The organism is Peribacillus sp. NPDC097225 (assembly GCF_044761955.1).
GTDB lineage: Bacteria > Bacillota > Bacilli > Bacillales > DSM-1321 > Peribacillus.
In genome coordinates, this window is sequence record NZ_JBIWDJ010000002.1 from 500333 (window position 1) to 516031 (window position 15699).

General features: G+C 41.3%; 12 protein-coding genes. 2 read left to right on the forward strand and 10 right to left on the reverse strand.

The genetic code is table 11. The annotated features are described in order from the left end of the window. Positions 1-76: 76 nt before the first annotated feature. From pssA to ACIQXH_RS08330, 6 genes are all read right to left on the reverse strand, one after another. Positions 77-823 (reverse strand): CDP-diacylglycerol--serine O-phosphatidyltransferase, encoded by a 747-nt coding sequence (gene pssA, locus ACIQXH_RS08305; protein ID WP_402991926.1) that lies wholly within the window; start codon positions 821-823, stop codon positions 77-79. A 287-nt stretch (positions 824-1110) separates the two neighbouring features. Next, the gene (locus ACIQXH_RS08310) at positions 1111-2724 is read right to left on the reverse strand and encodes a long-chain-fatty-acid--CoA ligase (RefSeq protein WP_403123061.1); all 1614 of its coding nucleotides are present in this window, start codon (positions 2722-2724) and stop codon (positions 1111-1113) included. Positions 2725-2766: 42 nt separating this feature from the next. Next, positions 2767-3171: a PaaI family thioesterase gene (locus tag ACIQXH_RS08315; RefSeq protein WP_403123064.1), complete on the reverse strand. Its 405-nt coding sequence runs from the start codon at positions 3169-3171 to the stop codon at positions 2767-2769. Positions 3172-3335: 164 nt separating this feature from the next. After that, the gene (locus ACIQXH_RS08320) at positions 3336-4484 is read right to left on the reverse strand and encodes an acyl-CoA dehydrogenase family protein (RefSeq protein ID WP_403123067.1); all 1149 of its coding nucleotides are present in this window, start codon (positions 4482-4484) and stop codon (positions 3336-3338) included. A gap of 105 nt (positions 4485-4589) precedes the next feature. Continuing rightward, positions 4590-5762: a thiolase family protein gene (locus tag ACIQXH_RS08325; RefSeq protein WP_403123265.1), complete on the reverse strand. Its 1173-nt coding sequence runs from the start codon at positions 5760-5762 to the stop codon at positions 4590-4592. 57 nt (positions 5763-5819) lie between these two features. After that, positions 5820-7097, reverse strand: a complete 1278-nt coding sequence (locus tag ACIQXH_RS08330; protein WP_403123070.1) for an MFS transporter — start codon at positions 7095-7097, stop codon at positions 5820-5822. Positions 7098-7157: 60 nt separating this feature from the next. Between ACIQXH_RS08330 and ACIQXH_RS08335 the strand changes: the two genes are divergently transcribed. Further along, on the forward strand, positions 7158-7340 hold the full coding sequence (locus ACIQXH_RS08335; RefSeq protein WP_403123073.1) for a hypothetical protein: 183 nt from the start codon (positions 7158-7160) through the stop codon (positions 7338-7340). A 7-nt stretch (positions 7341-7347) separates the two neighbouring features. Here ACIQXH_RS08335 and ACIQXH_RS08340 read toward each other — a convergent pair whose 3' ends face one another. Together ACIQXH_RS08340 and ACIQXH_RS08345 are read right to left on the reverse strand one after the other, a co-directional pair. Further along, the gene (locus ACIQXH_RS08340; protein WP_403123076.1) at positions 7348-8958 is read right to left on the reverse strand and encodes a long-chain-fatty-acid--CoA ligase; all 1611 of its coding nucleotides are present in this window, start codon (positions 8956-8958) and stop codon (positions 7348-7350) included. Positions 8959-9303: 345 nt separating this feature from the next. Next, complete coding sequence (locus tag ACIQXH_RS08345; protein ID WP_403123079.1) at positions 9304-10485, reverse strand: thiolase family protein; 1182 nt, start codon at positions 10483-10485, stop codon at positions 9304-9306. Positions 10486-10842: 357 nt separating this feature from the next. Here ACIQXH_RS08345 and ACIQXH_RS08350 point away from each other — a divergent pair, with 357 nt between their 5' ends. Further along, positions 10843-11262, forward strand: a complete 420-nt coding sequence (locus tag ACIQXH_RS08350) for an Hsp20/alpha crystallin family protein (protein WP_402875388.1) — start codon at positions 10843-10845, stop codon at positions 11260-11262. Positions 11263-11320: 58 nt separating this feature from the next. On the opposite strand, the gene ACIQXH_RS08355 is transcribed toward ACIQXH_RS08350, so the two are convergent. Together ACIQXH_RS08355 and ACIQXH_RS08360 are read right to left on the reverse strand one after the other, a co-directional pair. Further along, the gene (locus ACIQXH_RS08355; RefSeq protein ID WP_403123081.1) at positions 11321-14455 is read right to left on the reverse strand and encodes an AAA family ATPase; all 3135 of its coding nucleotides are present in this window, start codon (positions 14453-14455) and stop codon (positions 11321-11323) included. After that, positions 14452-15597, reverse strand: coding sequence for an exonuclease SbcCD subunit D (locus ACIQXH_RS08360; RefSeq protein WP_403123083.1), 1146 nt, complete (start codon positions 15595-15597; stop codon positions 14452-14454). The genes ACIQXH_RS08355 and ACIQXH_RS08360 overlap by 4 nt, the downstream gene beginning before the upstream one ends. Positions 15598-15699: the final 102 nt, after the last annotated feature.

A 15699-nucleotide genomic window follows, 5' to 3' on the forward strand; every position in this document is an offset into this window, starting at 1 on the left:
ACTAGACGGTTTCTTGTTTTCGAAAAAAGGGCCATCCCAGAAGTCATTATCCATGCCTTTTGGGACAGCGCCTTTTTTATTGTTTCATCCTTTTCTTACGAATCACTTTGATTTTCTGCTTTTTAACTTTCTTTTTGTTTGGGAACTTGGGTTCTTTTTCTTTAATATATCTCACCACAATTAACAATATATAGGTTCCTAAAGCAATATAGAAAGATATCGGCACAGATTCAAATTTAGATTTAGCCACTAAATAAAATGAATAGAATAAAAACAAGGTAATAAGAACACTATTCTTCGGTCTGCCAACTTTTTTAAAGCTTGGGATTTTCATTGTACTTACCATCAATATACACAGTCCATAATATAGGATAATAAATATCCATAATGGTACGGACCCGGAAAACAAGACGAAGAAAGCCACAATTCCGCCTGCTAATGTGATGGGAACCCCTTTAAAGTATTTTACGGATTCCGCTTGGTCGGTAATGTTGAAACGAGCTAATCGGTATGCACCGAATAGAGGGAACAAACTGGCGATTAGCATCCCAACTTGTCCAAAGTCGTTGAAATATGTATGTATGGCTAAAAAGGCAGGGGCTACTCCAAAAGATACGATATCGGCAAGTGAATCCAATTCTTTCCCCATTTCATTAGATACCCCAAGGATCCTTGCTACCCTGCCATCCAATGCATCCAGCATTAACGCGATAAAGATCAATATTGTCGCATTTCTAAGATCACCAGTAATAATACATCCTATCGATAAGAACCCACATAATAAATTTCCCAAAGTCAGCATATTAGGTATATGTTTTTTCATCCTACACTTCCTTAATTCCTAAATTAAACTTTCCTTTGCTTTTACATTGATTTGAAAAAGCTTAACTTGTTCTCCTCTAATTATAACTTCATACCAGTATTATGGCTAAGATTATATTTACAAGTCCCTCTATTCCCAATTATAGGTTTCCAGGCACTATTCTTAAATATATTCTTAGTAATAAAAAATAGGACATACAATGATGAACATCGTCTTGTCCTTAATGTAGAATATGTAGTACGACTAAGATTTTTCAGGATTGTGAATCGTGCGGAAAGTGTAAAGGCCTATCGACGATAAGTCCTTAAACTATTTGTCCTCTTGCCTTCTTCCTCAACCAAAACCCGTCGTAAAATTTTCCCGACCGCTGACTTCGGCATAAGTTCCCTAAACTCTATCACTCGTGGAACCTTATAATTAGCCAAACGTTCATTGCAGAACTTTATGATATCCTGTTCTGTTGCAATTACCCCTTTCTTTAGCACGATTATAGCTTTGACGGTTTCCCCGCGATAGGTATCCGGAATGCCAAATACGCAAGCTTCTTCCACTCCGGGATGCTGATAAATGACTTCCTCTACTTCAATCGGATAAATATTATAGCCGCTTGCAATGATTAGCTCTTTTTTCCTGCCCACAATAAAGAAATACCCTTCTTCATCCATTGTGGCTATGTCTCCGGTATATAACCAACCCTCCCTTAATGCCATGGAAGTTTCCTCTAGATTTCCCCAATACCCCTTCATCACCTGTGGACCCTTAATGATTAGTTCCCCTGCCTGATTGTACGGCAGCTCCGCTTTCCCCGTTTCGATATCGACGATTTTGGCATCAGTGTTAGGATAGGGAATACCAATGCTTCCTATCTTTCTTTGACCTTTTACTGGATTTCGATGGGTGGTAGGTGAAGTTTCCGACATGCCAAAGCCTTCTGATATTGAAACACCGAATTTACGCTCAAATTGATGGATAACTTCCACTGGAAGGGGCGCCGAGCCACAGCTGCAGTATTTTAAACTGCTGAGATCTTCCGCCGTCAAATCCGGATGATGTAGTAAAGCGATATACATGGTAGGAACGCCTGGAAAAATGGTCGGTCTATGTTTTCTAATCAAATCGACGACCTTGTTTATTTCAAATCTCTCTAGAGTGATGTACGTTGCTCCCGCATAAACGGCACTGTTCATCCTGCCATTACCGAATACATGAAACAGTGGCGTCAATCCAAGCATACGCTCACCCGTTTTTTGCAGTTGAAGGGCATTTGCTGTATAGGTAAAATCTTGTATGACATTGGCAATCAGGTTGAAATGAGTGAGCATGACCCCTTTGGCTCTTCCTGTGGTTCCTCCTGTATATTGAAGTAACGCAATATCTTCTTTTGGATTAATATCCAGCTCAGGGAGTTCATTTTCCTCTTCTGCTATCCATGAATAGTAGCTGTCTTCCTGCAATTTATTTGCTGAAATAATCGTGAGCCTATCTACCAAACCAGTTTGTACTATCTTTTTCTTTTGTTCATCATTTCCAATCAACCATGTGGCATTGGAATCCCGTAATATATAGGCTAGTTCATTTACCTTATACATCGGGTTCACTTGTACCACCACGCCTCCCAAACGGTGGATAGCATAATAGGCAATGATGTATTCTATACAATTGGGTAACATCAATGCGATTCTATCCTCTTTTTTAAATCCCCACTCGTTTAATGAACCTGCAAAACAATCAATTTTTCTCCTCAATTCCAAATAAGAAAGTTCCCTTTCTCCATCAATAACAGCTTTGGTGGATGGGTATTGTCGTGCCGAATGGTCCAATATTTCGTATAGAGACATTAAAGGAATTTCTACCTCAAAGGGGGTATCTTCCGGATAAGATTTCTGCCACACTCTATTCATCGGCTTCACTCCTTCTTCTTTTTCCACCGCCAATCACTATTTTCATTCATCTCTAATCAATTTGAATACCCCCGTACCTTTTGCAATGAGATTTCCAGCAGAATCTTTTATTTCTCCTTCTGCAAAAGCGGTTTTGTATCCCTGCTGAAGAACCTTGGCTTCCGCAAATATTTCTCCTGCTGACAGGCTGCCGAGATAATGAACAGTTAAGCTCGTCGTCACAACACGTGCTTTAGTCAGATAACGTATCACTATCCCAAGAATGGTGTCAAGCATGGTCGCATGAATACCCCCGTGCAGCGTTCCATTTACATTAAGCATATGTTCCTCGATATTTAATTTCAGACGGACATTTCCTTCTTCAAATCGAATGATTTCAAATCCAATATATGCAAAGAATGGACTGCTCTCGAATTGGTTGCGAATATCCTCCACGTTAGTAGTCAATTTTCACTTTCCCCCTCATGATTTCCGCTTCATCAAAAAACAAAATCCTATTGCCTTCTACGTTTGGAACTGGACAGATTCCCGTACAAATGTCCAGCCCGCTTTCCTGAGATGCAGTCCTGATTGTATGCGCTCTTACATTATTTGATTCTAAAAAACACGAATCAATACTCATCCAATATATTTCTGGCAATGATAAGCCGTTGAACTTCGTTTGTTCCTTCATAGATCTTTGTAATGCGAGCATCGCGATAAAAGCGTTCCACTGGATATTCTGCCATATACCCCATACCCCCGTGAATTTGAACCGCCTTATCTGCTACTCTATTAAAAACGTCAGAAGCGAACAGTTTGGCCATGGAAGCCTCTTTAATTACTTTTTTCCCTTCATCAATCTTTTGTGCTGCCATCATCGTCAACGCTTTTGCGGCTTCTGTTTCTGTTGCCATATCCGCTAGCATCCATTGTATGGCTTGATTATCAGCAATTGGTTTACCGAATTGAATCCGCTCTTTTGCATATTTGGTAGATAGCTCGATTAATTTGCCGCATGATCCTACCGCCCTTGCGGCAAGTCCGACACGGCCTTCCCCTAATATTCTAAGAGCTGATATATACCCCATGCCCACTTCACCAATGACATTTTCTTCAGGAATGATACAATTTTCAAAAATGACCTGAGATGTATACGAACCTCTTAAGCCCATTTTCTTGTCCTTTTTACCGACAGTGACCCCAGGGAAATTTCTTTCCACCAAAAAGGCAGTTATCCCGCCTTTGGCCCCCTTATCTTTATCCGTTAACGCAAAAACTGTGTAAACATCAGCAATCGGTCCATTGGTGATGAAATGCTTTGTACCATTCATCACCCAATATTCGCCCTTTTTCTCTGCCGTCGTCGCCAAATTGGTCGCATCCGAACCTGCACCAGGTTCGGATAAAGCGAAAGCGGCTATTTTATTACCCGCCGCCATTTCAGGCAGATATTTATTTTTCAACTGTTCAGATGCAAGCCTTACCAGGCCCGTGCTTCCAATACCGGTATGAGCACTTATTAACGAAACAAACCCATTGTGCGTTCTGCCTAACTGCTCTAATACAGTCGCCTTTTCTACTGTATTCAAGCCAATTCCACCGTATTGTTCCGGGATGCTAATCCCGAATAATCCAAGTTCTTTAGACATTTCAACAAGATGTTGTGGGATGAGATCCTCTTCTTCAATTTGTTGGGCTAGAGGCTCTACTTCCTTTTCAACAAAATTCCGAATCATTGCTTTCATTTGTTCCATTTCTTTCGTTAAAGTAATGGTCATAATTCATATGCCTCCTAATAGTGGATTTTTTTAATTCTTCTGATTCGCAAATGGAACAATTCTATTAAAAAATTCTAGTGAATTTCCTTCCAAGTTTAAGAAAAATCAACCTTCCCGTTCTATAATTGTGGCAATTCCTTGCCCACCACCAATGCACGCCGTAATGAGAGCATATCTTCCTTCAGATCGTTTCAATTCATGGGCCGCTTTCGTGATCAGAATTGCACCTGTGGCACCAAGTGGATGTCCGTGGGAAATCGCCCCTCCATTCACATTCACTTTGGCTGGGTCCATTTCCAGTTCCCGATTACAGGCAATTACTTGCGACGCAAACGCCTCATTAATTTCAATAATATCCATATCGTTTAGCGAGAGCCCTGACTTTTCCATGACCTTTCTTACTGCTGGAACCGGTCCGATTCCCATGATGTTGGGATCCACACCAGCAACCGCGTGTGCTCTAACCACCGCTAGAGGTTTAATTCCCAATTCATCTGCTTTCTCCCTAGACATAATGACAAGAGCAGACGCCGCATCATTTAAACCTGAACTGTTTCCAGCCGTTACGGAGCCACCTTCAAGGAATGCAGGAGGGAGTTTCACTAGCGCTTCTTTGGTTACTTGCGGACGTGGATGTTCATCTACTTTGAATTCTACTGGCTCTCCTTTTCGAACCGGGATGTACACTGAAACAATTTGTTCAGTAAAGCGTCCCTCTTCCATCGCTCTCGCCATCTTTTTCTGGCTCTCAATGGCGAACTCATCTTGTTCTTGCCGGTTGATCTCATATTTTGCGACTAAATTTTCGGCGGTAACTCCCATCGGTGGATTGCCTACCTCTTTTGGAGATAACTGAGATTTTCTGAAATCGGGTGGTGAAGAGCTATATGGTTTTTCCGGGCGATCCATCAGATAAGGAGCCCTGCTCATGCTTTCCACTCCTCCTGCGATATAAACGTCTCCATCACCCGCCCAGATGGCTTGTGCAGCCAAATTGACCGCATTGATGCCTGACCCACATTGGCGATCGACCGTTAAACCCGGTAATTGCATGGAAAGACCGGTTTGAAGAGCGGTTAATCGAGCAATATTGCCACCTCCGCTTAAAACATTCCCCATGATGACATCGTCCACCATTTCAGGAGCTACATTCGCTCGTTTCAATGCCTCTTTTATTACTTCTGCTCCAAATACGTGTGCGGGTACTGTCGCTAGTGCGCCCCCTTGCTTCCCAATCGCCGTTCTTACTGCTGAAACAATGACAGCCTCTCTATTCACATCTATATTCATTTCCTCATCCGCTCCTTTTTTATATTTTTTGGATGCTGGTAACCCTTATGAAGATTTCAAATCATAATCTTCTGTTGGTCTGATTTCCTGCCCATCTTTTGACTTAGTTGGCTTAACGAACATGGCAAACAATAAGCCGAATACCAGAACAAGGGCAGCCATGGACAAAATGGATAAGTTATAGCCTAGTATTTTATTCCCCGCCGCTAAACTAATGATATATCCCGTTAGTAGAGGAGCTACAATCCCTGCAAGATTGCCTGAAGACGTTAAGATGCTTGTCATTAGTCCGCCGCGTTCACGCATCTCATTGATCATAATCGTTGGTCCAATCGGTAATATGGAATAGGTGAGACCTTTAGCCAGACACATTGCAAAAATCACCCAAATTGGATTTTGAAAGACCATGATGGAAGATAGGAATAGTGAACCCATGATCATTGCTCCAGCTACAACCAAGACCCTGGATGAACGCCAATTCTGATTTTTCTTGAATAAGTAATCCGATAACATGGAAACACCCATATAAATACATACGGAAATGACTCCAATGATTGCTATGCTCGTGCCCATCTGTCCGGGTGTCATATTTACGACTTCCACTAAATAAATCGGTAACCAAACGGAAAACCAGACGACCAGAATATACGTTGAGAAATATGCGAGTGTCGTAAATAAAGCGGTTGGAGACGCTAAAAGCACGAGAAAGTCTTTCAGTTTGAATTTCTCCATCTTTTCTTTCTTTTTCTTCTGGACCTTCTCATATACTTCAACGGGATTTTCCTTCGTTAAAAATTGAAATAAGAAGAACCAGACAAGGCTTGCTACTCCAAGACTAGCAAAGGCCACTTTCCATCCAAAAATGGTAATCATGGAAACAAGAAGCGGTGCAACAATCATCGCACCAACCGTTCCCCCTCCCACCACAACCGAGTTGGCTAATCCCCGTTGTTTCGGGGGGAACCACTTATCCGCATGGCTATAAGCAATAGGGCTATAGGGCCCTTCGAATGCCCCAAGTAAGATTCTATAAATAATTAATAGTGGCAAAGCAGCAATGGCCAAAACACCAAATTGTAAAACAGTCCATGTCAGCATGATGAACCCAAGTACTTTCTTGGCCCCAAGCTTATCGGCCCATGCTGCTCCGAAAATACCCGTTACGGGATAGAGCCAATAATAACTGCTTCCTACAAGTCCCCATTCGGCATATGAGAGATCGAATTCCTTCATGATTGGCACTGCGGCAAGTCCGATTATTGATTTATCGGCAAAGTTAATGACCGCTCCGAGGAATAATAGAGAAAGAACAAACCAACGCATCTGAATCCCCTCGTTTCTTTGTGTATTCTTCCTTCTTGAATAAATCGTCTGGTCGCCTTGGTGGTTGAATTATCTCTTCTGATGGTCGAATTAATTGTCATCATGGTTGAATTAACTAGCTGTATGGTCGAATTAATGCTTTTCATGGATGAATTCCATTACGAAACTAGAAAACTCCTATTGGCACGTGGCCACTATAAGCGCTTTTCTCCACTGAATGCTGTATCTTCATTAAAAAGCTGAGTCCGCTTCAATCCTTCTTTGTCCTCTTTTCTAGTTCCTCTTTTATAAGCAACCTTTTTAATAGTTTGCCAACGGTGTTTCGTGGCAGTTCCTCCCTTACTTCAAATTGCTTCGGAACCTTATAGGGTGTCAGCTGGGTATAGCAATATCCTTCTATTTCATCCAGATCAATGTCGGTATTCTTCTTTGGAACAATGAATGCCTTTATGACTTCCCCTAATTCTTCATGCGGTATCCCGACCACAGCCGCCTCCTGAATATCCGGGTGCTGATAAAGGACACCTTCCACCTCTTGCGGATATATATTAAACCCGCTAATAATGATCATTTCTTTTTTTCTGCCGACAATGTAGAAATACCCCTCTTCATCCACTGAAGCAAGATCGCCTGTATACAACCAGCCATTTTGGAGAGCTTTTCTCGTTTCCACCTCGTTATTCCAATATCCCTTCATAATTTGTGGGCCTTTTATAAGCAGCTCTCCCACCCCTTTGGATGGCACTTCATTATTGTCCGCGTCTACGATCATACAATCGGTTCTAGGAAAAGGAATGCCGACACTCCCGATTTTCCTTTTACCTAAGGGCGGATTACGATGTGTGGAAGGAGAGGCTTCTGATAACCCAAAACCTTCTCCTATAGAAGCCCCTGTCAGCTTCTCGAATCGATTAATGACTTCAACTGGCATTGGTGCTGAGCCACAAGAGCAATTTTTCAAACAATCCAGTCCATACTTTTCGATTCCAGGATGATTGACGAACGCATTGTACATCTTTGGAACGCCTGGAAAAAAAGTCGGACGGTACTTTTGAATATTCATTAGTACATTTTGAATCTCGAATTTAGGAAATAATAGAATGGCAGCTCCAATATAAATTCCGAGATTCATCGCACTTGTCATCGCGTAAACATGATAAAGCGGTGTCGCTGCCAGCACGACTTCCTTTCCGGGCACCATCAAATCCCCATACATTTCAGAGCTCTGTATAACATTGGAAGTCAGATTGTAATGGGTAAGCATCGCTCCCTTCATTTTCCCCGTCGTCCCTCCTGTATACTGGATGACTGCAATATCTTCAAGAGGATTTATCGTTTCAACTTCCTTGATTTCTTCGCCAGATTCTATCAAAGAACGTAGAGATAGACCGTCTAATTGGTCATCGTCCGTCTTCATGCAGATTGAAAAATCATATATCGCTTTTGTTTCTTCAATGGTAGTAGCGGCCAATTGGTCATACACAATATATGGAGCATTAGAGTCCACTAAAATTTGGAGCAATTCCCTAGGCTTATACATAGGGTTCAGTTGAACAACAATGAGTCCCAGTGCTTGTGCAGCGTAATAACTGATGATGAAATAAGGATGGTTGGCCATCATAAGGCCAATTCTTTCACCTTTCACGAACCCCATTTCTTTCCACTTACCTGCAAGTTTATCGACTTGTGATTTCAGGCTTTTATAATCCATGAGATGGTCTTCAAAAATAATGGCTGTATGATTAGGGAATTCCTTTGCTGATTGGTCCAGTAGTGTATAGACGGAAATTTCCGGTAGAAGTAATGACGACATTCCTTCTGCATACCATTGCTCCCATGGTTGTTTTACTGTTTTTCGCACCTTTAACCCCTCCATTTTTCTCAAATCCGATTCTTCTACATATGGTTTACACATATAACAATGCAAGTTTCATGCCAAATCACACACTGGGGAAACAGCTAATTTTTTTGAGTGATTAAATTCATTTTTGAATCTTACTCGTTATAAAGCCTTTGTTTTAAAGGATTCATCCATAACCTGATAATTCATTTTTGAATTTTTCTCATTTACCAGAAAATCAAAAAACCCAACCTTCTACAATAAGGATGGGTTTACTAGCATATTAAGAGAAAATGCAGGTATAATCGGTGGCTAAGTTTTGTGTTTTAATGAGTTAAGCTTAGTGAAGAGTTTTTCAAATCCCTATTAAGCCAATTCCAATAAAATGGCCATCCCTTGTCCACCGCCAATACATAGGGTTGCCATTCCGTATTTCTCTTGGCGCCGTTGCATATCGTGAATTAATTTGGTCATGATAATCGCCCCCGTTGCCCCTAGTGGATGGCCTAATGCAATGGCTCCACCGTTGACATTGACATTAGCGGGATCTAGCTTGGCTTCCCGTATAACAGCCAATGATTGTGATGCGAATGCCTCATTCAACTCGAACAGTCCGATATCTTCAACTGCCAGTCCAGTCTTTTTCAATAGGTTCTCGATCGCGGGAACGGGACCGATTCCCATATAACGTGGATCGACACCAGCTGTAGACCAGTTTACAATCTTGGCAATCGGTTTGATATCAAGATTAGAAGCCTTTTCGCGGGTCATCAAAACTAAAGCACTGGCACCATCATTACGGCCACAGGCATTACCAGCCGTGACTGTTCCATCACTTTTGAAGACGGGCTTCAAATGGGACAGTTTTTCTACCGATGTTTCTCTTGGGTGCTCGTCCACTTGAAATACTGTTGTGCTTTTCCTACTCTTTATTTCAACCGGAACGATTTGAGATTCGAAGGAACCAGACTCAATCGCCTTTCTTGCCCTTCTTTGGCTTTCTACAGCAAAAGCATCCTGGTCTTCCCGGGATATTTGGTAGGTTTCCGCTACGTTTTCTGCTGTTATCCCCATTCCCAAATCTTTTCCATACACTTCGGTTGGCTGCTGTCCATTTTCAAGATTAGAATCAACTAGATAAGGGTTTCCTTCTCCAAATCGTGAATTTCTGAGGTAAATGGGGGCTCTACTCATATTTTCCGCTCCACCAGCCACGACAATATCATCCGGATTAAAAGCTAGATGCTGAACACCGGAAATCACTGCCTGTATGCCTGAAGCACATAGGCGGTTTACTGTATAAGCCGAAGCTTCAGGAGGGATACCCGCTCTTAACGCGGCAACACGTGCTAGATTTGAAGATTCGGTCGACTGGCGCACTTCACCAAAAATCACTTCATTTATCTGCTCGGGTGCCAGACCTGCTCTCTCGATTGCATCCTTAATGACCGTTGCCGCTAGATGACCCGCTTGTACATCTTTTAGTTGTCCTCCCATTTTACCTATAGCCGTACGGTTCGCACTTACAATGACAAATTCATGTTCCATTCCAGTTCCTCCTAGCTTCTTAAAGTGCCTTAACTAAGAAAAAAAGGAAAGCAGGCCAATCTGCTCTCCTCGATTTTTCTGTTTATACTGTTATCTTCTTCATGAACGAGTCTAAATCCTTTTTAGTTTCGTGCATTAATTTTGCTTGTATCGATTAATGGTTTTGCCAGCACCAATTTTATCGGTCTTCACTTCGTATGGCGCAAAGATAATAATCATTGCACTGGAAGAAAATCACCGTTGTATTTGTATCTAATCCACATATATTTTAGTTAAGTTAGAAAGTTTTCCTAATTATCACCATTTTCGATACTTCCAACATATAATACAAACAAAGGCAAAACCGGGGGTATCCACATGCAAGATAAACTACATGATGTACAGATGAATGAGGTAAAGGTTTTTGATGAATGGGTGAAAAAGTTTTTTCTTAATCCGGAGACAAGTAAATTGGACCATCAATTATTTACAATTGACATTTACGAAAGTGATGACGAGTATATGGTGGAAGCAATATTGGAAAACCATGAAGCAAAGGATATTAAAGTGCGTTTAAAAGATAACGAAATTTTGATTACCGTTGAAAAGCCTCACAAACCTTTTCAAAAGCTATTTCATAAAGATAAAGCGATTACATCACCTACACAACGAAAAATTTCTTTCCCTTTTTCCATCTGTTCACGAAGGATCACTGCCGAGTTTACCCACCCATCATTAGTGATTCGTATTCATAAGTATTCCCCCGGTAAAGACCAAGATAGTATTCAGATCGAATAGCTTTATATAAAAAAGAATGGCTCCAGAAGCTACTTGCTTCCAGAGCCATTCTTTTTTATTAGCCAGCAAAATTAAATGTTGTGGTGCTTCCATTTTGAGTGGATGTGACTTGAAGCTGTGCATCGATTCGTTCTTTCAATTCAGGAACATGGGAAATGATGCCGACTAACCGTCCACTACTCTGGATATCCATTAATGCTTCAATGGCATGATCCAGTGATTCAGGATCGAGAGTACCGAAACCTTCATCTATGAACATTGTTTCCAGGGAAATTCCTCCTGCATTCTGCTGGACAATATCTGCAAGCCCAAGAGCAAGGGCAAGCGAGGCTTTAAAACTCTCTCCGCCAGAAAGCGTTTTGACATGCCTTTCCTGTCCGGTATATTGGTCATATACTGACAGCTCCAACCCACTTTGAATATTCCTGCGAGTTGGGTCAAGCTTTCGCAATAGCTGATAACGACCGCTCGTCATCTTTAACAGTCTCAGATTAGCTTCTTTAAGAATATCATCTAAAAAGGCAGCCAATACATACCGTTCAAACGTAATTCGGAATGAATTTTGGCCTTTTGAAATCTCTGAAAGATGCCCAACGATGCTATATTTTTCATCCAGGCTTTTCTGCTCTTCTCTAATATATGCCAATTTCTGCTCGATTTCCTGGTTATTCCTTTGTTCAGCCTGTAGTTCATTCTGTGTGTGACGCAACTTTTCCAATTCACCGTCAATGAATGCAAATGTTTTCCTTAACCCCTCCAAGTCCGGTTTTGGTACATCTTTTAACTTCATTTCCAGATCATGAAACAAGCTTATGACACTTTGCCAATTTTGTTCGTATAACTGTACTTGTTTTTCCATAGATTCAAGCACATCTTCAGTCCTTTTGGCTGCTGTATATTCCTTATAAGTAGCAAATCCTTGGTTGGACATTTCCACAACCAGCTTTTCACGCTCTTGATTTAATTCAAGCGTCAATGCATCTATATTCCCTGCGAGCGATTCCTTTTTCGCATGGATGCCCGATTCTTTTTCTTTGACCAATTGAAGGGCTTTTTGTGCCTCTTCCAATGATTTTTGTAACTGCTTCTGCCTTCTGACTGCCGCATCAAATGCCCTTGCATATTCTACTTCAGTACGAATTCCTTCTGGAAGGGAATTCGTTAGGCCTGTAAGCTTTGTTGAGTTCTCAATATACCTGGTCTTTGTAGTATCTTCCATTTTCTCTAAAGATGCCAAGTTCTCTTTCAATTGAGTACCCTTCTTTTTTAAGGCAATCAATCGTTTCTCCAATTCGCTTCCTGCATCCTTCTTATCCATTAATGATTGTAAATGCCCTTGTAACTCTCTTCCTTTTTCCTCATACGACTTCAAGTATTCGTCGATAAGCTCGAAAGCGAACTCCGGAACGTCATTTTGTAAATCTGTGTATCTTTCATTCTTGGTGTCTGTGAGTGCCTGGAATTTCGATTCTGCCTGGTAAAATTCACTTTCAGCCTGACTTTTTTGTTTATCGGCCATTTTCACTCTATTTTCCTGCTGTTTCAATTCTACATCCGATGGCATATTCTCATGCAAGTGTGCAGGCTCAGGGTGATCAATCGAACCACAGACGGGACAGTTTTCACCATCATGAAGCATGGATGCTAGCATACCAGCCTGTCCTGCACGCCAATTTTGATTGATTACCTCTAGTTTTTCTTTTTCCTGGAGATGATGATCGAGCATCTTTTGAAATGTAGACTTTTTATTTTCCAAGACATCCATCATGCTTTTACATTCCGAATAAACAGCTTGTAGCTTTCTAAGTTTTGAAAGAAGCTGTTGGTTTTTTTCAAACTCCCTTTCTTTCTCTCCATAAAGGATGGCCACTTTTTCGGCTTCCGCCTTTTCAAGGCTGATTTTCTCCAAGTCCGTTTCGATTCTAGCAAGCTCTGAAATATTATGTTCACGGAGTTGCTTACTTTTCTTCCACTCTGTTTCATCTAAAGTAACCTGTTCTCTAAGACTTGAATAAGTCAAAACGGCTTCTTTCACCTGTTCAAGCTGATGTACATTCCGTAATGCCTGTTCTCGATCCTCTTCCTTTTTAAGCTCTTGCTCATAAACTTTCTGTTTCTTCAGGCGCTCCTCTAACAGTAGTTCGGCCTGCTTCGTTAAACTTTGAAGTTCAGACGTCACCTCTTTTACCTGTTTACCGATTCGCAAGTAATATTGCTCTTGTTTTTCTAGCGAGGCCGCTTTATGAGCCATTTTCATTTGTTCTTTTAACTCCATAATTTCCGGGCGCCTGTTTTCTAAGTCTGCTTTTTCATTTTGTAATCTGTCTTTTTCAGCAAATCTTTTCAATAAATCGGCGGCTTTGGATAGCTCTTGGTTGACCTGATCACGGGCATTCTGCTTTTCCTTTAGAAGCTCACCTAAATGTTGATGCTTTTCTGTAGCCGTTGATATCACCGAATGAAGCAAAGGAAGAATTTGTTGTTCATTTGGTTCAGCTGCTTCCAATAAAGATTGAAGCTCCGCATGATCACCCGGTTTGATGCCCTTCATTAATTCAATGCGACGCTGTGCGCTTTTTTCACTTTGTTTCTTAAGAAGTGATGCTTCCTCTTTTAATCTTTCTTCTATTCTCTTATATAATTCGGTATGGAATAACTTTTGCAAAATCTGTTCCTTATCTTTACTATCAGATGTTAATAGTTTACGGAATTCATTTTGCGGAATCATCAGGATTTGCCTAAACTGGTTCGCATCCAACCCAATGAGTACTTTGATTTTCTCTTCAACCTCGCGAACATTGGCTCCCAGTAACTTTCTCCCCTCGCCTTGTACCAATTCATATAGTTCTGCTTTCGCGCTAACGGTTGTAGTACCCTCTCCTGATTTCTTCTTTCGTTCCTGCTGTGGAGATCGGGTAACCAAATATGTTTTTCCACGGAGAGTGAATTGCAATGAAACCTCCGTCAAGACGTCATCCTCGGCAAATTGACTTCGTAAATCTTGTCCACTACGGTCTTCACCGCTCGCTTTCCCATATATAGCAAAGCTAATCCCATCAAAAATGGTCGTTTTCCCGGCACCGGTCTTTCCTGAAATGACAAACATGGTCCGTTCTCCCAGTGTATTAAAATCAATGATTTCCTTACCCGCATATGGACCGAATGCTTGCATCGTCAAAATATGAGGTCTCATTTCAAAGCCTCCTCTTTCTTGACAGCTTCAATGACAGAAACCATCAGTTCCTGCTTTTGGGAATCGAACTCTCTATCTGTCATCTCCTGATAAAACGTCTCAAACAAGTCTATTTCAGACTTCCTTTCATCTTTTACGGAGGAATATGATTTTTTTCGTCTCAAATCGGTCAGATCCCATTTCCGTTCCAGGTGAAGCACATTCGGGTAAACTTGACGCAATCGGTTAATGGGATCGATGAGCGATCCCTCGTCATTCAAGGTAATCTTAAAATAATCGTCTACTTTTTGGTTTTGATAAAAAGTAACGTCAAGTAATTCTTCCATCGTGCCTGAAATCTCCCTCATATCATACTTAGGGGTCAGGGACCGATAGCGAATCTCAAAGTTACCATCTTCTCTCATTTCAACGATGGATAGCGACTTATTTTGTTTAGCTTCAGAAAATGAATACTTTAAAAGTGATCCGGAGTAATAAACTTTTGGATGTCGAATTGCATCCGGGCTATGTAAATGCCCAAGTGCCGTATAATCGAACGCATCAAATAAATCGGCTGTCACACAACCAGATCCACCCACTGACAGAACCCGTTCTGAATCGCTCGTTTTACCACCCAATACAAAAGCGTGTCCCACCAAAACATTCGGCTCATTTGGATTAAGCTTTTCCTCTATAGCCCCTGTTATCCTTCTCATCGCCTCTTGATGGGAATGGATGCTTTCATCCTCGAAAACGTGACGAACCGTCCCTGGTTCTGCATAAGGAACACAGTAAAAATTAACACCCTTGATATGGACTGGTTCACATGTTTTTGTCAGTTTCCCGTGAATGTATAACTGGCTATGGCGGTACCATGATGAGCCAAATGATAACCTTTCAGCCGAATCGTGGTTCCCTGATATGGCCACAATGGGGATTTTCATTTTTACATTGATCGTATAAAGAATCTCATCAAGTAGCTCAACCGCCTCAGTCGGTGGTACGGAACGGTCATAAAGATCACCGGCAATGACCACCGCATCGGGTTTTTCCTCTTCGATTATCTCAATAAATTGTAGCAGGGCATGACGTTGGTCATCCGTCATATGGACCCCGTGAACAATTTTCCCTAAATGCCAATCGGCCGTATGGATAAATTTCATCGTTTCACTCCGTCCTCGTTTTTCTTACTACTATTATATCAAATATTAAAAAGAAAGCCTTGATAGAGTACAAACGTTCTAATTATTACCACAATCCATAAT